The organism is Citrobacter sp. MGH105 (assembly GCF_001037485.2).
Taxonomy (GTDB): domain Bacteria; phylum Pseudomonadota; class Gammaproteobacteria; order Enterobacterales; family Enterobacteriaceae; genus Citrobacter; species Citrobacter portucalensis.
Map to the genome: position 1 here is coordinate 1,762,609 of NZ_CP073048.1, position 19,754 is coordinate 1,782,362.

General features: G+C 52.7%; 17 protein-coding genes. 11 read left to right on the forward strand and 6 right to left on the reverse strand.

Annotated elements, in window-relative coordinates; all coding sequences use genetic code 11:
• Nucleotides 1–106: 106 nt before the first annotated feature.
• From torC to torD, 3 genes are read left to right on the forward strand one after another with little or no spacing between them, the layout of a single operon-like run.
• Nucleotides 107–1,240, forward strand: a complete 1,134-nt coding sequence (gene torC / locus SK35_RS08265; protein ID WP_048215903.1) for a pentaheme c-type cytochrome TorC — start codon at nt 107–109, stop codon at nt 1,238–1,240.
• Between the two features lie 9 nt (nt 1,241–1,249).
• Nucleotides 1,250–3,748 carry a trimethylamine-N-oxide reductase TorA gene (gene torA / locus SK35_RS08270; RefSeq protein WP_048215904.1) on the forward strand — a complete coding sequence of 833 codons (2,499 nt, stop codon included), beginning with the start codon at nt 1,250–1,252 and terminating at the stop codon, nt 3,746–3,748.
• A complete protein-coding gene (gene torD, locus SK35_RS08275) occupies nt 3,738–4,352 on the forward strand; it encodes a molecular chaperone TorD (RefSeq protein WP_048215905.1) in 615 nt (204 codons plus the stop codon). Before torA ends, torD begins: the two co-directional genes overlap by 11 nt.
• Nucleotides 4,353–5,085: 733 nt before the next feature.
• Here torD and yeiP read toward each other — a convergent pair.
• Entirely contained in the window at nt 5,086–5,658 is a 573-nt protein-coding gene (yeiP, locus tag SK35_RS08280) for an elongation factor P-like protein YeiP (protein WP_003027452.1), read from the reverse strand.
• 157 nt (nt 5,659–5,815) lie between these two features.
• On the opposite strand from yeiP, the gene SK35_RS08285 reads away from it, so the two are divergent.
• Nucleotides 5,816–6,070 carry a YkgJ family cysteine cluster protein gene (locus SK35_RS08285; RefSeq protein ID WP_008785278.1) on the forward strand — a complete coding sequence of 85 codons (255 nt, stop codon included), beginning with the start codon at nt 5,816–5,818 and terminating at the stop codon, nt 6,068–6,070.
• Here SK35_RS08285 and setB read toward each other — a convergent pair.
• Nucleotides 6,067–7,248 carry a sugar efflux transporter SetB gene (gene setB / locus SK35_RS08290; RefSeq protein ID WP_003834548.1) on the reverse strand — a complete coding sequence of 394 codons (1,182 nt, stop codon included), beginning with the start codon at nt 7,246–7,248 and terminating at the stop codon, nt 6,067–6,069. The genes SK35_RS08285 and setB overlap by 4 nt on opposite strands.
• Before the next feature lie 368 nt (nt 7,249–7,616).
• Here setB and fruB point away from each other — a divergent pair, with 368 nt between their 5' ends.
• Genes fruB through fruA form a run of 3 tightly spaced genes read left to right on the forward strand, consistent with a single transcriptional unit; the run spans nt 7,617 to nt 11,390 of the window.
• Nucleotides 7,617–8,747, forward strand: a complete 1,131-nt coding sequence (gene fruB / locus SK35_RS08295) for a fused PTS fructose transporter subunit IIA/HPr protein (RefSeq protein ID WP_048215907.1) — start codon at nt 7,617–7,619, stop codon at nt 8,745–8,747.
• Nucleotides 8,747–9,685, forward strand: a complete 939-nt coding sequence (gene fruK, locus SK35_RS08300) for a 1-phosphofructokinase (protein ID WP_003834544.1) — start codon at nt 8,747–8,749, stop codon at nt 9,683–9,685. The genes fruB and fruK overlap by 1 nt, the downstream gene beginning before the upstream one ends.
• 16 nt (nt 9,686–9,701) lie before the next feature.
• Nucleotides 9,702–11,390, forward strand: coding sequence for a PTS fructose transporter subunit IIBC (fruA, locus tag SK35_RS08305; protein ID WP_048215908.1), 1,689 nt, complete (start codon nt 9,702–9,704; stop codon nt 11,388–11,390).
• 106 nt (nt 11,391–11,496) lie between these two features.
• Here fruA and SK35_RS08310 read toward each other — a convergent pair whose 3' ends face one another.
• The gene (locus SK35_RS08310; RefSeq protein ID WP_008785273.1) at nt 11,497–12,795 is read right to left on the reverse strand and encodes an anaerobic C4-dicarboxylate transporter; all 1,299 of its coding nucleotides are present in this window, start codon (nt 12,793–12,795) and stop codon (nt 11,497–11,499) included.
• A 75-nt stretch (nt 12,796–12,870) separates the two neighbouring features.
• Nucleotides 12,871–13,590 carry an aspartate/glutamate racemase family protein gene (locus SK35_RS08315; protein WP_020996671.1) on the reverse strand — a complete coding sequence of 240 codons (720 nt, stop codon included), beginning with the start codon at nt 13,588–13,590 and terminating at the stop codon, nt 12,871–12,873.
• 97 nt (nt 13,591–13,687) lie between these two features.
• Between SK35_RS08315 and SK35_RS08320 the strand changes: the two genes are divergently transcribed.
• Both SK35_RS08320 and hypT read left to right on the forward strand, forming a co-directional pair.
• Nucleotides 13,688–13,900, forward strand: coding sequence for a hypothetical protein (locus SK35_RS08320; RefSeq protein WP_048215909.1), 213 nt, complete (start codon nt 13,688–13,690; stop codon nt 13,898–13,900).
• 43 nt (nt 13,901–13,943) lie between these two features.
• A complete protein-coding gene (gene hypT, locus SK35_RS08325) occupies nt 13,944–14,855 on the forward strand; it encodes a hypochlorite stress DNA-binding transcriptional regulator HypT (protein ID WP_020996669.1) in 912 nt (303 codons plus the stop codon).
• A 32-nt stretch (nt 14,856–14,887) separates the two neighbouring features.
• On the opposite strand, the gene nfo is transcribed toward hypT, so the two are convergent.
• Complete coding sequence (gene nfo / locus SK35_RS08330) at nt 14,888–15,745, reverse strand: deoxyribonuclease IV (protein WP_008785270.1); 858 nt, start codon at nt 15,743–15,745, stop codon at nt 14,888–14,890.
• 71 nt (nt 15,746–15,816) lie between these two features.
• The gene (locus SK35_RS08335; protein ID WP_008785269.1) at nt 15,817–16,866 is read right to left on the reverse strand and encodes a YeiH family protein; all 1,050 of its coding nucleotides are present in this window, start codon (nt 16,864–16,866) and stop codon (nt 15,817–15,819) included.
• Between the two features lie 315 nt (nt 16,867–17,181).
• Between SK35_RS08335 and yieE the strand changes: the two genes are divergently transcribed.
• The gene (gene yieE, locus SK35_RS08340) at nt 17,182–18,063 is read left to right on the forward strand and encodes a DNA-binding transcriptional regulator YeiE (RefSeq protein WP_048215910.1); all 882 of its coding nucleotides are present in this window, start codon (nt 17,182–17,184) and stop codon (nt 18,061–18,063) included.
• Nucleotides 18,064–18,258: 195 nt separating this feature from the next.
• Nucleotides 18,259–19,728 (forward strand): lysine-specific permease, encoded by a 1,470-nt coding sequence (gene lysP, locus SK35_RS08345; protein WP_003834517.1) that lies wholly within the window; start codon nt 18,259–18,261, stop codon nt 19,726–19,728.
• The last annotated feature ends 26 nt before the right edge of the window (nt 19,729–19,754 follow it).

The window sequence follows — 19,754 nt, forward strand, 5'->3', positions numbered from 1 at the left end:
GATACACCTCATGGAGTAGCAGCTGTTCCTATAGCTTGCTATCGCTGTCTCTATTTTTGATTTTTATTATCCCTTAGCGTGTCGCTATTAAAAAATGGAGGCAAGCATGTCGTGGATAAGAAAGAACGCATTGTGGTGCTTATTGGCTGGGGCGGTGGCAATGGCCCTGGCTATTTGGGGAACGTGGCAAGGCGTTCATTACACCAGTACCACCGAATTTTGTTTATCGTGTCACTCGATGCGCACGGCTGGAGAGGAATATAAAACCAGCGTGCATTTTCGTAACGCATCTGGCGTGCGGGCTGAGTGTAAGGATTGTCATATTCCCCCGGGCGTTGTTCCAACGCTTGTTCGTAAAACTGAAGCCTTAAACGACCTTTATCACACCTTTATTTCTCCTTCTATCGATACTCCTGAAAAGTTTGCTGCCAAACGCCCGGAGCTGGCTCAGCGGGAGTGGGCACGCATGAGCGCGAATAATTCAGCGGCGTGTAAATCCTGCCATAGCTATGAGGCAATGGATCATGGCAAGCAATCGGCAAACGCGGCTGCGAAAATGACCGCAGCGGCAGCAAAAGACAGTAACTGTATCGATTGTCACAAAGGAATAGCCCATCACAAACCCGATATGAGCAGCGGTTTTCGCGATCGCTATAAGCAGCTACAGCGTCAAGGAGATACGCCAACGGATGCGACCACACTGTTTTCATTAAGCGAAAAATCACTGGCGGCAACGGCAGGGAGTCCGGTCGGGAAGGCGCTGTTATTTCCTGCTACCGAGGTCAAGGTGCTGAAAAAAGAAGGCAGTAACGTGCAGCTCGAAATCACGGGCTGGCGAGAAAGCAAAGGGCGTGGACGGGTGATCACTCAGTATATGGGGAAACGCGTTTTCTCCGCCGTTCTCGATGAGCCCCTGATGGCGAACGTAAAAGTGCTACAAACCCAGGTCGATCCTGACTCACATCAGGAATGGCAGCATGTGAGCGTCACCGCCTGGACCACCGATCAGGACTTTATCAACACGCTTGCGCCAATCTGGGAATACTCAGATCAAATGCTGCAATCCACCTGTAGTGCCTGTCATAGCACTCCTCCTACAACCCGATATACCGCTAACGGCTGGATCGCCGGACTGAAAGCCATGTCGACCTATTACCGGCTTAATCCGGTGGAGGAACGTACGTTGTTGAAATACCTCCAGACCCACGCCAGCGATGTGTCTGAAACCAACAAAAAGTAAGGATAATGTATGGATATTCATGACTTTAATCCGTCCCGCCGCCGTTTTCTCAACGGAATGCTGGCGGTGGGGGCTGCCAGCGCACTGGCGCCTAATCCGCTGATATCAAAAGTGTGGGCGGCGGGGGAAAATCCCGAGCAGTGGATCCAATCTGGTTCGCACTATGGCGCTTTTGAAGCCAAAGTGGTCAACGGTGAGTGGACCGAAACCCGTCCGTTCAAACATGACAAATACCCCTGCGATATGCTGAACGCGGTGCGTGAAGTGGTCTACAACCCGTCGCGGGTACGCTACCCGATGGTGCGTCTTGACTGGCTGCGTAAGCGTGAGAAGTCAGATCGCAGTCAGCGCGGAGATAACCGTTTTGTTCGGGTCAGTTGGGATCAGGCGCTGGATCTGTTTTACGAAGAGCTGGAGCGGGTGCAAAAAACCTATGGCTCATCAGGCGTATTTACCGGGCTTGCCGACTGGCAAATGGTGGGCAAATACCATAAAGCGGGCGGGGCGATGGATCGGGGACTTGGCCTGCATGGTAGCTATGTGACAACCGTCGGCGACTATTCTGCGGCAGCGGCACAGGTCATTTTACCGCATGTGATTGGTTCGCTGGAAGTTTATGAGCAGCAGACGTCGCTTCCGCTGGTGATTCAAAACAGCAATACCATCGTGCTGTGGGGCTGCGATCCGATCAAGAACTTGCAGATCGAGTTTTTGGTTCCCGATCACGATGCGTTTGGCTACTGGCAGCAGATTAAAGAGGCGGTAGCGCAGGGTAAGATGCGCGTTATCAGTGTTGATCCGGTGCGGAGCAAGTCGCAAAACTATCTTGGCTGCGAGCAGTTGGCGTTGCGGCCACAAACCGATGTCGCGTTAATGCTGGCGCTGGCGCATACCTTGTACGAAGAAAAACTGTACGACACGGCGTTTATTACCGATTACACCGTCGGCTTTGAGCAGTTTTTGCCGTATCTGCTGGGCGAAACCGATAAACAGCCGAAAAATGCCGAATGGGCGGCAGAAATCTGCGGCCTGACGGCAGAGCAGATCCGAGACTTCGCCCGCCTGTTGGTGAAAGGGCGGACACAGTTTATGGGCGGTTGGTGCGTACAACGCATGCACCATGGTGAGCAGTATCCGTGGATGTTGGTGGTGCTGGCCAGCATGGTCGGTCAAATTGGTTTGCCCGGCGGCGGGGTAGGATTTGGCTGGCACTACAACGGTGGCGGTACGGTAACATCCGCCGGGCCTGTGCTTTCTGGACTGGGAGGGATCACGAATCCCCCGCAGGCAAAGTACAACGCGGATTTTCGCGGCGCATCGGAGCATATCCCCACTTCGCGTATCGTTGACTGCCTGCTTGAGCCGGGCAAAAAGGTTGCCTTTAACGGCGAGACGTTAACCTGGCCTGACATCAAAATGGCGATCTACAGCGCGGCGAATCCATTTCATGCGCAGCAGGACAGGAATCGCATGATCGACGCGTGGAAGAAGCTGGAAACCGTGGTGGTGTTGGATCACCAATGGACCGCGTCGTGCCGTTTTGCCGATATCGTCCTGCCCGTTACCACCCGCTTTGAACGTAACGATATTGAGCAGTTCGGTACGCATTCGAATAAAGGGTTGATGGCGTTGCATCAGATCGTCAAACCGCAATATGAAGCGCGACATGATTTTGATGTATTTGCCGGGCTGTGTAAGCGCTTTGACAAAGAAGCGGTGTACCGTGAAAACCGTGATGAAATGCAGTGGATACAGGCGCTTTATGAAGAAGGCGTGAAGATGGGGGCATCGCTCGGCGTCTCATTACCGGATTTCACAACGTTCTGGCAGGGTGACGGATATATTGAATATCCGCCGGGGCAGCCGTGGGTACGTCACGGTGAGTTTCGCGACCAGCCAGACCTGAATCCGCTGGGAACGCCGTCAGGTCTGATTGAAATCTACAGCAAAACCATCGCGGGCTTTGCCTATGAGGATTGTCCGGGGCATCCGGTGTGGATGGAACCCTTTGAGCGTACCCATAGCGGCAAAAAAGATAAATACCCACTGCATCTGCAATCCTGCCATCCGGATAAACGTCTGCATTCCCAACTGTGCTCTAGCGAGGCGTTTCGTAACACCTATGCGGTTGCCGGAAGAGAGCCGCTTTATATCAGTGAACAGGATGCCACCGCTCGTGGCTTAAAAGCCGGTGATATCGCCCGCGTCTTCAACGCTCGTGGTCAGGTACTGGCTGGCGTAGTTGTCAGTCCGGATTTTTCCCCTGGCGTGATTCGTATTCATGAAGGCGCGTGGTACTCCCCGCAGGAAGGGGGGAAAGCCGGGACATTATGCACCTATGGCGACCCGAACGTGCTAAGCGCGGATATAGGTACTTCACAATTGGCCCAGGGGCCTTCAGCGCATACCGTGCTGGTGGAGGTCGAGCGTTATCAGCAGAAAGCCCCGCAGGTGACGGCATTCGGTGGTCCGCAGATTGTGAAAGAGGAGGGGACCAGTGCAGCATAAGCAAATTCATCAGCAGCGGGCAGCTGTGTACCAGTGGTTTTCGCAACTGTTATTTCGTGAGCTGGATGAAAAACAGCTCGCCAGTCTGGAAAACGGCGATAGCCAGGCTTGGATTGTCTCACTGGCGGCGGTTCCTGGAGTGTCTGCCGAGGTTAAACGTTTTGAGCGTAGCCTGGGCCGGGTTTTGCGGCGCGACTCCCGACAGCTGGAGCTGGCAGCAGATTTTGCCTCGCTGTTTCTGCTGGCCCCGCCAGCTAGTGTTTCTCCCTACGCAGGGCACTATCCACACACGACAGCGGCAGAAGAACGTCGGCAAATGAATGTGCTGCTGATTGAGCAAGGTCTGGCAGCGCGAGAGAATGAACCCTCCGATCATATTGCTGTGCAGTTGGCATTAATGGCGAGGATGGTTGCTAAAGAGGAGAGGCTATCGGCGCAATATTACTTTTTGCATCATCATATTCTGTGCTGGGCACCGTTATTTCGCGACGCTTGTCTGGTGCGGGATAACGAGGGGTTTTATCCTCAGACGGTGAATCTGATAGTGCGTTTTATGCAAGAGGATGAACAGTATCTGGAGTCATTGCTGATGGATGATTTTTAATTCAGCAGCCAGCGCTGAAAATGAAAAAAGGGACAGCCTGCGTTGTAATGCCAGTCAGTTAAGCATTATGGAGCATATTTTATTGCGGCATAGGGTTCCGTTCACCTCAGCGGAGTCATTTCTCTGAAGCGCAGATACCCGTGAACGTGCAAGGGAGGCTCACCGCCGCCTCCCTTGCAACCCTGGCTCCCGGCAGGAAAATCGTCGCGATGCAATTCATTCGGCTCATGCCGTCTGCCTGTCGGGTCGGGGCCGAGCCTGCGTCCCTGCAGGCCGTCCCCTCTGCCCGCATCCCTGCGGGCAGACCCGGTCAGCCGTCAACGCCTCATCGATTTTCAGCCGGACCGGGGTCATCGCTTCAACTCTCTGATTTCCAGTTAAATCTGTTTTGCTGTTTAAACAAAAAAAGTAGATGGTCAGGTGTGGCTGGTCCGGCTGAAAATTGCCGACGTGTTTCCGTAAGGCCGGGAGAACCCGCAGGGATGCGGGTTCAGGGCGCGCTTTGCAGGGACGCTACCTCGCGCCCGGCCCGATAGCCTGAAGGAAAAAGCGGAGGGTATTGCGTAGCAACAATTTTCCCGACGGGAGCCGGGATTGTTAAGGGTACGGCGATAGTACCCTTAACACGTTCACAGGCAGTATCGTTTCAGAGAAGTGATATCACTAAAGTGAACGGAACATTTTGCCAGAGACAACATGTCATTATCTTTGGTTCACCTGTAACGACAGGAGCTTAATCTGCACGGCCCATATAGCGACGTTCTTCGATATGAATACGGATTTTTTCACCCGCACTCAGATACTCAGGAACCTGGATCACCAGACCAGTGCTCAGGGTAGCTGGCTTGTTGCGCGCACTCGCTGAAGCACCTTTAATACCCGGTGAGGTTTCAACGATTTCCAGGTCTACAGTCTGCGGCAGTTCAAGCGCCAGCAGTTGGCCGTCCCAGGTCAGTACCTGCATATCCGGCATACCGCCTTCCGGCATGAACAGCAGCTCTTCTTCAATCTGGTCTTTGGTGAAGGTATACGGGGTATAGTCTTCTTTATCCATAAAGATGTATTCGTTGCCATCGACGTAGGAAAAATCAACGCCACGACGGCTCAGAGTGACGGTATCCACGATATCGTCGCCTTTGAAGCGCTCTTCAACTTTCAGACCGGTACGCACATCAGAAAAACGCATTTTGTACAGCGTGGCAGCACCACGTGCAGACGGTGATTGAATATCGATATCTTTTACAATCAGCAGTTTGCCGTTGTAGTTCAGTACCATACCTTTTTTAATTTCGTTCGCTCTTGGCATCGAAAAAATCCTGTAGTGAGGAGTGTCTAAAATATCGCGTAAAACTACTCGCGCCGGGGCATTCAGGCAAGCGGAATTCATGCTTTTGCTGGTGCAAAAAAGGTGGTACTGTGCCCTTTCCGCACAATCCGATGGTTTACGATAAAGAGAGTACTATATGGAATGCCGTCCGGATTGTGGTGCATGCTGCACCGCGCCTTCAATCTCCAGTCCCATCCCCGGTATGCCTGATGGCAAGCCCGCTAATACGCCATGCGTTCAGTTGGATGAATCCCTGCGTTGCAAAATTTTTGCGTCGCCGCTACGACCAAAGGTGTGCGGCGGTTTACAGCCTAGTGCGGAAATGTGCGGGCGGACGACGCACCAGGCCATGGTTTATCTCATCGAGCTTGAAGCGCTAACCGCGCCTTAAACGTCCTTGATGCGTGCCAGGCACGCGACGGTGGCGACGATCATCACCAGTGCAAACCAGAACACCGCGTGATAGTTCCAAATTTCAGCGGCAATCCCCGCCAGCGATCCAGCAATAATCCAGCCCACGCGAATGGTATTCGTATAGAGGGTGGTGGCTGAACCCGCCTGTCCCGGCATCAGGTCCTGGAAATAGAGCATACCAATCCCGCCGAGAATACCGATGTAAATCGCGTTCAGCAGCTGTAAGCCAAGCAATATCGCCGGAGAGTGAGCCAGCAGCATACCAGCATAAAAGAAGAATCCGGCAACGACGGCAATTCTCATCAACAGACGTTTACCCAGACGCTTTGCAAAATAGCCAGCAATCAACATGGTTGGGATTTCCAGTCCGGCTGCGGTACCCATCATGATGCCCGCCAGTTTTTCCGGCAGATGCAGTTCGTTGATGATAAACAGCGGCATATTAATGATATAGAGACTATTGGTTCCCCACATTAATGTGCAGATAACAAACAGCAGCAACGTGTCGCGTCGATTGCGGCGCGGGGCCTCAACTGCGCCTGTCGCGAGAGGCACGTTTTTACTCATTGAGGGTAAAAACAGCCAGACCATTACGCCGCAGACAACAAACGCCACCGCCGCGCTGAGATACATCACCGTAAAGCTGAATCCCATGGCCAGCGCGTAGGCCAGCGGCGGGCCAATTACCCAGGCTAGCGAAACCTGCGCACGTAATATTGAGCTGAACATGACGGCTTCCCGACCTGTGCGGTCGGCGTGTTCACGGGCGAGAGCAAACATTTGCGGGTTGGCGGTCGATCCAAAGCTGCTGAGGAATACCCCGACAAACAGCAAGATAAAATAATTACGGTTCCAGGCGAACAGCACGCAGGCCAGCATCCCCAGCACGCAGCAAAACACAATCAGGTTCTTGCGATCGCCTTTTCTATCTGAACGTCCGGCCAGAAACTGACTTACCAGAATACCGATCACAGCGCTACCGGTAAAAAAGAACCCGACCATGCCGGGACGGGCGTGGACTTCATCCGTCAGAAAAAGGCTGAGCGTTGGCGTCTGCAACGCACCGGCGATACCCGTCAGAAATGCGACAAGCAGGAACGCCGAAGACGTTAAATCAAACGCCTTGGGTGTGGCGGCTACGGGGGTGTTATGCATGTTTTGATATCAATGATGTGAAGAGACGCGGAGTTTACGCCGCTTGTCAGAAAATAAACAGGGAGCCAAATCAAAATCGGCATCAAAAATCAAAATAGCATTTCAGTCAAAGACTGCTGTTTGCTGACGTTGCTGAATCTGACAAGCTGACGGCGTTTTTGCGTCAGCATTTTTTTCTCCTTCGCAGAGAAAATGTGCGTTATCTCTAAATTCAGCAAGTAATTTGTCAACTTTACTTGTGTGCTGAAGAAAAAAGAGCAAGACTTCTTGAAACGTTTCAGCGTCATCTTGCCTTAACTGATGGAGTCGGGTGACGCCTTTTTTCTTATGTTGGCTGAATCGTTTCAATTCAGCGGGAGAGGAGAATCATGTTCCAGTTATCTGTTCAGGATATTCACCCGGGCGAACAGGCCGGGAATAAAGAAGAGGCTATTCGCCAGGTTGCCGCTGCCTTAGTGCAGGCGGGTAACGTCGCGGAAGGCTACGTCGATGGCATGCTGGCGCGCGAAAAACAGACGTCCACGTTCCTCGGCAACGGTATTGCGATTCCTCACGGTACGACGGACACGCGCGATCAGGTACTGAAAACCGGTGTGCAGGTATTTCAGTTTCCGCAAGGCGTGACCTGGGGCGAAGGGCAGGTTGCTTATGTGGCAATCGGTATAGCCGCAAGCTCTGATGAACACCTCGGTTTACTGCGTCAGCTGACACACGTGCTGAGCGATGACTCCGTCGCTGAACAGCTGAAATCTGCGACCACGGCGGAAGAACTGCGTGCGCTGCTGATGGGTGAAAAGCAAAGTGAACAGCTGAAGCTTGATAACGAAACGCTGTCGCTGGATGTCGTGGCCAACTCGCTGGTGACGCTGCAGGCACTCAACGCGGCACGGCTGAAAGAAGTCGGTGCGGTTGACGCCACCTTTGTGGCCAGAGCAATCAATGAGCAGCCGATGAATCTTGGTCAGGGGATCTGGCTGAATGACTGTGCTGAAGGTAACGTGCGTAGCGCCGTTGCGGTCAGCCGTGCAGCAACAGCGTTCGATGTACAAGGTGAAGTTGCCGCCCTGTTGGTGACCGTCGCCATGAATGACGATCAACCGGTTGCGGTGCTGAAGCGCCTTGGCGATCTGCTGCTGAATAATAAAGCTGACCGTTTGTTGAAAGCTGATGCGGCAACGGTGCTGGCGCTGCTGACCAGCGATGATGCCTTAACTGATGATGTACTGAGCGCCGAATTTATTGTGCGCAATGAGCATGGTTTACATGCCCGCCCGGGCACCATGCTGGTGAATACGATTAAACAATTTAACAGTGAAATTACCGTGACAAATCTTGATGGAACCGGCAAGCCGGCGAATGGACGCAGTCTGATGAAAGTTGTGGCGTTAGGCGTGAAGAAAGGACATCACCTGCGCTTTACTGCACAGGGCGAAGATGCTGAACAGGCGCTGAAGGCGATTGGCGAAGCCATCGCGGCAGGTCTTGGGGAGGGCGCGTAATGAGCAGACGTGTTGCTACTATCACCCTTAACCCGGCCTACGACCTGGTGGGCTTCTGCCCGGAAATTGAACGCGGTGAAGTGAACCTGGTTAAAACCACCGGTCTGCATGCGGCAGGGAAAGGGATCAACGTCGCTAAGGTTTTGAAGGATTTAGGTATCGATGTCACTGTGGGCGGCTTCCTGGGCAAAGACAACCAGGATGGTTTTCAGCAGTTGTTCAGCGAGCTGGGCATTGCCAACCGTTTTCAGGTCGTGCAGGGCCGTACCCGTATTAACGTCAAGCTGACCGAAAAAGACGGTGAAGTATCTGACTTCAACTTCTCCGGCTTTGAAGTCACCCCGGCTGACTGGGAACGCTTTGTGAATGATTCGCTGAGCTGGCTGGGCCAGTTCGACATGGTGTGCGTCAGCGGCAGTTTGCCAACCGGCGTGAGCCCGGAAGCCTTCACCGACTGGATGACGCGCCTGCGTAGTCAGTGTCCTTGCATTATCTTTGATAGTAGTCGTGAAGCGTTGGTAGCAGGTCTGAAAGCGGCACCATGGCTGGTGAAGCCAAACCGTCGCGAACTGGAAATCTGGGCCGGTCGTAAGCTGCCGGAAATGAAAGATGTGATTGAAGCGGCGCATGCGCTGCGTGAACAGGGGATCGCTCATGTGGTGATTTCACTCGGCGCAGAAGGTGCGCTGTGGGTTAACGCCTCAGGTGAGTGGATTGCTAAACCGCCGTCAGTTGAGGTGGTCAGCACCGTCGGCGCGGGTGATTCAATGGTTGGCGGTCTGATTTACGGTCTGCTGATGCGTGAGTCCAGCGAACATACCCTGCGTCTGGCGACGGCTGTTGCCGCCCTGGCGGTAAGCCAAAGTAATGTAGGCATTACCGATCGTCCTCAGTTGGCCGCAATGATGGCGCGTGTCGACTTAAAACCGTTTAACTGACAGCAGGAGAGGCATAATGAAAACGCTGCTGATTATTGACGCTAATCTCGGCCAGGCTCGCGCTTACATGGCGAAAACCCTGCTTGGAGCGGCGGCACAGAAAGCACATCTGGAAATTATTGATAATCCGAATGATGCCGAACTGGCAATTGTTCTGGGCGATACGCTTCCTGCCGACAGTTCGCTGAACGGCAAAAAAGTCTGGCTGGGCGACATTGGTCGTGCGGTTGCGCATCCTGAACTCTTCCTCAGCGAAGCTAAAGGCCATGCAAAACCCTACAGCGCCCCGGTTGCAACAGCACCTGTGGCCAGCAGTGGTCCAAAACGCGTGGTGGCGGTGACGGCGTGTCCGACCGGTGTTGCTCATACGTTTATGGCCGCTGAAGCGATTGAAACTGAAGCGAAAAAACGTGGCTGGTGGGTGAAGGTTGAAACCCGAGGTTCTGTTGGCGCAGGTAATGCCATTACGCCGGAAGAAGTGGCTCAGGCTGATCTGGTGATTGTGGCCGCTGACATTGAAGTTGATCTGGCGAAGTTTGCCGGCAAACCGATGTACCGCACCTCTACCGGTCTTGCGTTGAAGAAAACCAAGCAGGAGCTGGACAAAGCGCTGGAAGAAGCAACACCGTACCAGCCAACCGGTAAAGCGCAGACTTCAGCAACCGAAAGTAAGAAAGAGAGCGCGGGGGCGTATCGTCACCTGCTGACGGGCGTCTCTTACATGCTGCCGATGGTGGTTGCTGGCGGTCTGTGTATTGCACTCTCGTTCGCTTTTGGTATCGAAGCGTTTAAAGAGCAGGGGACGCTGGCGGCGGCGCTGATGCAGATTGGCGGTGGTTCAGCCTTCGCGCTGATGGTGCCGGTACTGGCAGGTTATATCGCGTTTTCCATCGCTGATCGTCCGGGTCTGACGCCGGGTCTTATCGGAGGTATGCTGGCGGTAAGCACCGGTTCCGGATTTATTGGCGGGATTATTGCTGGTTTCCTTGCCGGTTATGTGGCGAAGCTTATCAGCACGAAGCTGAAACTCCCGCAGAGTATGGAAGCGCTGAAACCGATCCTGATCATTCCGCTGTTCTCAAGCCTGGTGGTTGGTCTGGCCATGATTTACCTGATCGGCAAACCGGTGGCGGGTATTCTGGAAGGTTTGACTCACTGGCTGCAAACCATGGGTACGGCCAATGCGGTGCTGCTTGGCGCGATTCTTGGCGGCATGATGTGTACCGACATGGGTGGTCCGGTTAACAAGGCGGCGTATGCTTTCGGTGTGGGTCTGCTGAGTACGCAAACTTATGCGCCGATGGCGGCCATCATGGCTGCGGGTATGGTACCTCCGCTGGCCCTGGGTCTGGCAACGCTGGTTGCGCGTCGTAAGTTCGACAAAGCGCAGCAGGAAGGCGGCAAAGCTGCCCTGGTACTGGGCCTGTGCTTTATCACCGAAGGGGCAATCCCGTTCGCTGCCCGTGACCCAATGCGCGTTCTGCCTTGCTGTATCGTTGGTGGTGCGATTACCGGGGCTATCTCGATGGCGGTGGGTGCGAAGCTGATGGCGCCACACGGCGGGCTGTTTGTCCTGTTAATCCCAGGCGCAATCACGCCGGTGTTGGGATACCTGCTGGCAATTATTGCTGGTACGTTGGTAGCCGGTCTCTCCTACGCGGTGCTGAAGCGCCCGGAAGCTGAGGTTGTGGCAAAGGCGGCCTGATTTAACGTCAATACCAGGGGCAGAGAATTCTCTGCCCCTTTTTTATGCATTTACCTACACCGTTGCAGCATCGCCACAATAATCCATCCAGCCTTAATAAAACGGGTCAGGCAATCATTGGCGCGATGATAAAACCAAAGGCAACGCCAGCAATGATCCCACCCAGACCTGGCAGCATAAACGGATGGTTTAAGACATACTTGCCCACGCGCGTTGTCCCTGTGGTGTCGAACTCCATTGCCGCCAGCGAAGTCGGGTATGTTGGTAGAACAAACACCCCGGTTACCGCCACATAGGAGGCCAGAATTGCCCATGTAGGCACGCCGAGCGCAACGGCCAGAGGGATGATCAGCGGCGTGGTGGCGCCTTGCGAGTAAAGAAGCGCGCAGGTACCAAACAACACCAGTGCCAACAGCATGGGGTAAGCCCGTAGAATATCGCCTGCGATATCTTTAATCTCCGCTAAGTGGGCATCAATAAAGGTCGTTCCCAGTGTAACAATCCCGAGAATGACCGCCAGTGAACTCATCCCCGATCGAAACGTGGATGTCAGGACAATAGCATCGGTTGATGTTTTGCATAACACCACCATCAGGCAAGCGGCAGCCAGCATACAGATAATGATGATATCCCGGGTATTCATTGGGTTGCCTGCATCGAATCCAGGGCGTAGCTGCGGGCAGGCGGCAAGAATAACGATGACGACCGTTGCCAGCATAAACAGGGCGACTGAGAGTTTGGCACCTGGCGTAGTGCTGTTTTGCCCTTCATATTTACGCACTAATCCTTTTTGCAGGCGTTCCAGATAGACTTCATCATCCTGTAGCTCGCATCCCTGACGTGAGGCGATAAAAGCGGCAACCATCGCGGCGACAAACGAAGCTGGCAGACATACAGCCATGACCTGAATAAAAGTGATACCGTTGCCTTCCATAATGGTCAGCATAGCCGCCATTGCGGCACTGATCGGCGAACCGGATATCGCCACCTGGGAAGCGACTACGGATCCGGCGAGCGTACGAGAAGGGCGGATACCGGACTCTTTGGCGACTTCGGCAATCACTGGCAGGGTAGAAAATACAATGAACCCTGTTCCGGCCATAATGGTCATCGACCAGGTGATAATCGGTGCAATAATATTGATATATTTAGGGTTACGCCGCATGAAATTACCGGCAACGCGAACCAGATAATCCATACCTCCTGCGGCCTGTAGCGCCGATGCTGCCACGACAACTGTCATAATAATGAGGATAACGTCAACGGGTGGCGAGCCAATTTGCAGATCAAATCCCAACGTTAAAATAGCCAGCCCCAGACCACCGCATAAACCGATACCTATTCCGCCGAGGCGGATACCAAAAAATATTGCACCCAACACGACGATAATTTCTAACCAAACCATAATGGCCTCCGCCAGAGAATAATTTGTTATTAAAATAAGTGGTTGTTTAATGCTTTATTAATCTGGTGACGGCTGTTATTGCGCCAGAAGATGATGTTTGCCAACTCGTTTTTCGTACCATTTAATACCGGCGCGAACTAATGATCCGGTTGAGTCAATATATTTATCTGGAGACTTTCTGACTGCGTCGGCAAGAATGACGGGGACTTCAGTACATCCCAGTACAATGATTTGTGCGCCGCGTGAGAAGAGCACTTCAGCCTGTTCATTCATCAGCGTTTGTGCCCGCTTAAGGTCGCCGGCTTTTAAGCAATAAATACTTTCCATGACCTTTTCCTGACCGGATGAATCAGGACTGATGCAGGTTAAACCAAGAGATTCTATGCCTTTTTGGTAGAGTCCCATGTAAAGGGTGGCGTTAGTAGCAAGTAAACCGATACGTGATTTTCCGCAGTTTTTGACCTCATTCATGGTTGTTTCAACGATACTGAGTAACTCTGTATGACAGCACTCTTTTAATTCATTAAACCAAAAGTGGGCGGTATTACAGGGGATCACAATACACTCCGCACCAGCATCTTCCAGTTTGTGCATATAATCACGCATTGCCGGAAGTGGGGAATGACCATGATGCATTAACGCATCAGTTCGGTCTGGAATATCAGGGATGGATGAAATAATTAATGGGATATGTTCCTGATCGCGTTGCGCTGCGGTAAAGGTGACGAATTTATTAAAAAGATCGACGGTTGCAGCAGGCCCCATACCACCAAGTACGCCAATTAAACCTTTCACGATATATACCTCTAATTTACCGATATTTAATATTCAGAGCTGGTGTCTATCTGGTGCTTATGTTTAACAGCAGAGTGTCGTGAGGAGAAATGCAATAATGTTTGGTTCAATGCAAAAAACGCATGAGCGTGATGTCTTTTACCACCTCGGCAGGCCGGTAATCAGCCAGAGGCCCGTCATTCAGCGGTGGATGAGCGGTCGTGGTCGATGGGTAAAGAAACATGTTAATGTCAAAAACGAAGGTATTATGCAAAAAACGAATCACCAGATGCTGATGTTGAATATCATCTCCGGGAATATTCAGGCATGATGCTTAAGACTAATCGACATATTTAAACATCCGCGTGACAGGCATGAAAAATATCGAGACAAAATGGTTATATGATTTTCTGACGCTGGAAGCGTGTCGTCATTTTTCTCAGGCCGCAGAGGAGCGCAACCTATCCCAACCGGCATTTAGTCGGCGGATCAAGGCGCTAGAATCCGCTGTTGGGGTGCTGCTGTTTGACCGTACGACAAGTCCACTGCAGCTGACGGAGGAGGGTAAGTTATTTCATTCGCAGACCCGTAGCCTGCTACAACAGCTGGAATGCAATTTAGATGAGCTAAGTGGTCACAACCTGCTTGGCGTTCCCAATATCAAAATAGCGGCGGCACATTCTCTGTCGCTGACGATGTTGCCCAGATTAGTACATTCAATGTCGGCATGGGGCGAAGAATTTGTTTACCACGTCGAAGCGATTGATGTAGTCCAGGCGGTGAATACGCTGCGCGAGGGGAAAAGTGATTTTATTATCTCCTTTCGCGATGAAGACTTAATGCAGTCGCCTTTCTGCGGCTTGAAGGTTTTTGAGTCTGAGCTGTATCCCGTCTGTGCTGCGGATGCACAGGGTAAGGCGTTGTTTGATATCTATCAGCCGCAGGTGCCGATTCTGAACTATACCAGCACTTCCTACATGGGAAGATTGGTTAACCGTCACCTGGCGGAGGTGGGCAGTATTTCAGCGCGTACGCTGTTTATGTCTTCGATGAGTGAGCTATTGAAGAATATGGCATTGGATGGTCATGGTATCGCCTGGCTGCCAGCGTGGACGATCGTGAACGAACTACGGGATAAGCGCCTGGTTTGTCTGGACACGCCGGAGTTGATGGTGCCAATTCAGGCCTATATTTACCGAATGGATACCCGTTTGAATAAAACGGCAGAGCATTTCTGGCGGATTTTGTACAACCATATGCCAGAGGATCTGGTTACGCTCACTTGATACGCGCCAGCTTGTCTGGCGCGCGGAGATCGTTACGCCACTGCTTTTTCTGTTTGCTGGGCTTTCAGCCAGGCGATCTCTTCGGCCCATATATCCGGATTAATGGTTTCCAGTACCAGCGGAATACCGTCAAAACGATTATCCTTCATAATCCAACGGAAGGCATCATGGCCAATATTACCTTCACCCAGGCTGTGATGACGGTCAACGCGACTGCCAAACGCGCTCTTGGCGTCGTTCAGGTGCATACCGCGTAGATACTTGAAACCGACAATGCGTTCAAATTCCGCAAACGTCTTTTCGCACTCTTCTGCGGAACGCAAATCGTAACCCGCCGCGAAAGCGTGGCAAGTATCAATACAAACGCCAACACGGGACTTATCTTCGACGCCGTCGATAATGGCGGCCAGGTGCTCAAACTTGAATCCCAGATTACTACCTTGTCCGGCGGTATTTTCGATAACTGCCGTAACGCCCTGAGTCTGAGCGAGGACGATGTTGATGGATTCGGCAATGCGCGCCAGACATTCATCTTCCGGGATCTGCATCAAATGGCTGCCGGGGTGAAAGTTCAGCAGGGATAAGCCCAGCAGTTCACAGCGCTGCATTTCATCAAGAAACGCATCACGTGATTTTTCCAGCGCATCGCTGACCGGGTGACCGAGGTTAATCAGATAACTGTCGTGAGGCAGGATTTGTGCGGAGGTGTAGTGGTACTTCTCGCAGGCAGATTTGAAATCATCAATGATTTCGGTGGTTAGCGGCGCAGCACGCCACTGGCGCTGATTCTTGGTGAACAGGGCGAATGCGGTCGCTTCGATTTCTGCGGCTCGAATAGCGGCGTTAGCCAGACCGCCAGCGGCGCTTACGTGCGCTCCGATGTATTTCATAAATTTAACCCGCCATACTCAAATACAAAAAGGGAGAGTATAGCGGGTTAATGGAGGTGAGTCGTGATCGTTTATGCCATCAGGGCGTGGACAGCGACGTTAATCGCACCACCACCGACAATCAGCCAGACAAACAGCAGCAGGGCCATCAGTAACGGTTTGGCACCGGCTTTTTTCAGTGCGCTAACGTGAGTGGTTAACCCCAGTGCAGCCATCGCCATTGCCAGCAAAATGGTATCCAGCGTTACCAGCATGTTCACAACCGACTGCGGCAGCAGGTGGAACGAGTTAAAAATCGCGACCACAATGAACAGGATGGCAAACCATGGAATAGTGATTTTGCTTTTCTCACCGCCCGTAGCCGGAGACAACTGTTTAACGCGTGCGGCCAGGAGGATGAGGAACGGTGCCAGCATCATGACACGCAGCATTTTGGCAATAACCGCGGCGTTTTCTGCATCCGGGTTAATGGCGTGCCCGGCAGCCACTACCTGTGCTACTTCATGCATGGTGGAACCAATGTAAATGCCGTAGGTTTCTGGGCTAAACCAGTGTGCCAGCAGCGGATACATTGCCGGATACAGGAAGATAGCGATGGTACCGAAGATCACCACGGTGGCGACAGCGACGGTTACCTTACTGGCTTCCGCTTTCACTACCGGCTCGGTTGCCAGCACGGCGGCGGCCCCACAAATGCTGCTCCCCGCACCAATCAGCCAACTGGTGTGGCGGTCCAGACCAAACACTTTCTGCCCCAGGAAGCAGGCAATCAAAAAGGTACTGCTCAGCGTTAACACATCAATCACGATACCGCTGACGCCGACGTCAGCAATTTGCGCGAAGGTGAGGCGGAAGCCGTAGAGGATGATCCCCAGACGTAATAAATGTTGTTTAGCAAACAGCACGCCGCCGTCACAGCTTTTCCAGATGTGCGGATAGACGGTGTTGCCGAGGACCATCCCCAACAAGATTGCTAAGGTGAGGGCGCTGAACCCGGCACCTGCGACGGCGGGAATGGATCCACCCCATAAGGCGACCCCAGTGATAACTGCACTTAGGGCAAGCCCCGGAATAAAATGCCACGCTGTACGACGATGAGTCTGCAAGGTGAGTTCTGTCATATCCTTCTCCTTTATCTGGGTAAAAGAGTACGGCGAAGTGGTTTAAAAATAAAATTGATTATATATTTATAATTAATCTATATAAGTGGTATACCCGTCATACTTCAAGTTGCATGTGCGTTGGCTGCGCTCGTTCACCCCAGTCACGTACTTAAGTACGCTCCCGGGGATTAATGAGGGACATCCATGTCCCTCACCAGAGGCCAGCCTTTGGCTGGTCAAATTCGTTCCTGACGAATTTGTCTCTCTCTTGCCACCTTCCTGCAACTCGAATTATTTAGGGTATAAGTAACGGATATCCGGTGGAAAACGACTATGCATATCACCTTGCGGCAACTTGAAGTGTTTGCTGAGGTACTAAAAAGCGGTTCAACGACCCAGGCGTCTGTCATGCTGGCATTGTCGCAATCGGCGGTGAGTGCGGCACTTACCGATCTGGAAGGGCAACTCGGCGTGCAACTGTTTGACCGCGTCGGCAAACGGCTAGTGGTCAATGAGCACGGGCGTTTGCTCTACCCACGAGCGTTGGCGTTACTTGAGCAAACGACCGAAATCGAGCAGCTTTTTCGTGAAGATAATGGTGCCATTCGGGTCTATGCCAGTAGCACCATTGGTAACTATATCTTGCCTGCTATGATCGCCCGCTATCGGCAGGATTTTCCTGATTTGCCGCTCGAGCTGAGCGTGGGTAACAGTCAGGATGTGATCAATGCTGTGCTTGATTTTCGGGTAGACATTGGGCTGATCGAAGGGCCGTGTCACAGTACTGAAATTATCTCTGAACCGTGGCTGGAAGACGAGCTGGTGGTGTTTGCCGCACCGTCGTCACCGCTCACAAAGGGGCCTGTTACGCTGGAACAGCTGGCGGCTTCGCCGTGGATCCTGCGTGAGCGAGGATCCGGTACGCGTGAACTGGTGGATTACCTGCTGTTGTCTCATCTGCCGAGATTCCAGATGGCAATGGAGTTGGGTAACTCAGAGGCCATTAAGCATGCGGTACGTCATGGTCTCGGGATCAGCTGCTTGTCGCGTCGGGTCATTGCGGAGCAGCTGCAGGCGGGAACACTGAGCGAAGTTCCCGTGCCGCTGCCGCGTTTAGTCCGTACTCTCTGGCGCGTGCATCACAGGCAAAAACACATCTCCAATGCCATTACGCGATTTTTGCATTACAGCGACCAGATCGAGCTGGGCGAATAGGGCGCTTACTGTCGTAAGGTCATCTCTTTATAGAACGGCGGTTATATCTTAACCGCTGTGCGCCGCATATTTTCTGCTTTACTTATAATCCGCGGCCAGTCATGAAGGTCTCTTATAACAGCGTATTTGTGCCGGAAGAATGCCATTTCGTCTGCTACAATCGCGCCTCATTTTTTGGATGGATAGCATTTTCACATGGTTTCCGAAACTAAAACCACAGAAGCGCCCACGCTACGTCGTGAACTGAAGGCGCGTCACCTGACGATGATTGCCATTGGAGGCTCCATCGGTACAGGTCTTTTCGTTGCATCTGGTGCAACTATTTCTGCAGCGGGTCCAGGCGGCGCGTTGTTCTCTTATATTCTGATCGGTCTGATGGTGTACTTCCTGATGACCAGCCTCGGTGAACTGGCTGCCTATATGCCGGTTTCCGGCTCGTTTTCCACCTACGGTCAGAACTACGTAGAAGAGGGCTTTGGCTTCGCGCTGGGCTGGAACTACTGGTACAACTGGGCGGTAACGATTGCCGTTGACCTGGTGGCCGCACAGCTGGTGATGAGCTGGTGGTTCCCGGACACGCCGGGCTGGATCTGGAGTGCGCTGTTCCTCGGCGTTATTTTCCTGCTGAACTACATTTCCGTTCGCGGATTTGGTGAAGCGGAATATTGGTTCTCGCTGATCAAAGTTACCACCGTCATTATCTTCATCGTGGTTGGCGTGATGATGATTTTCGGTATCTTCAAAGGCGCTCAGCCGGTGGGCTGGAGCAACTGGACGACCGGTGATGCACCGTTTGCCGGTGGTTTTGCTGCGATGATTGGCGTGGCGATGATAGTCGGCTTCTCCTTCCAGGGGACAGAGCTTATCGGTATCGCGGCTGGCGAATCTGAAGATCCTGAAAAGAACATTCCACGTGCGGTACGTCAGGTATTCTGGCGAATCCTGCTGTTCTATGTGTTCGCGATTTTGATTATCAGCCTGATCATTCCGTACACCGATCCAAGCCTGCTGCGTAACGATGTAAAAGACATCAGCGTTAGCCCGTTCACGCTGGTATTCCAGCATGCGGGTCTGCTGTCTGCGGCAGCGGTGATGAACGCAGTTATCCTGACGGCGGTGCTGTCGGCAGGTAACTCCGGGATGTACGCCTCCACGCGTATGCTTTATACCCTGGCATGTGACGGTAAAGCACCGCGTATTTTCGGTAAACTGTCTCGTGGCGGCGTACCGCGTAACGCGCTGTATGCGACCACCGTGGTGGCGGGGCTGTGCTTCCTGACTTCAATGTTTGGCAACCAGACCGTGTATCTGTGGCTGCTGAATACTTCCGGGATGACGGGCTTTATCGCCTGGCTGGGGATTGCTATTAGCCACTATCGCTTCCGTCGCGGTTATGTGCTGCAGGGTCACGATGTGAAGGATCTGCCGTACCGTTCTGGCTTCTTCCCGCTGGGTCCGATCTTCGCCTTTGTGCTGTGCCTGATTATCACCCTGGGTCAGAACTACGAAGCGTTCCTGAAAGACAGCATTGACTGGGGCGGCGTGATGGCTACCTATATCGGTATCCCGCTGTTCCTGATTATCTGGTTTGGCTATAAGCTGACCAAAGGAACCCGTTTTGTTCGCTACAGCGAAATGAAATTCCCGGGTCGCGTGAAGAAGTAACAGTATAAAAAAGCATAACAAAAACC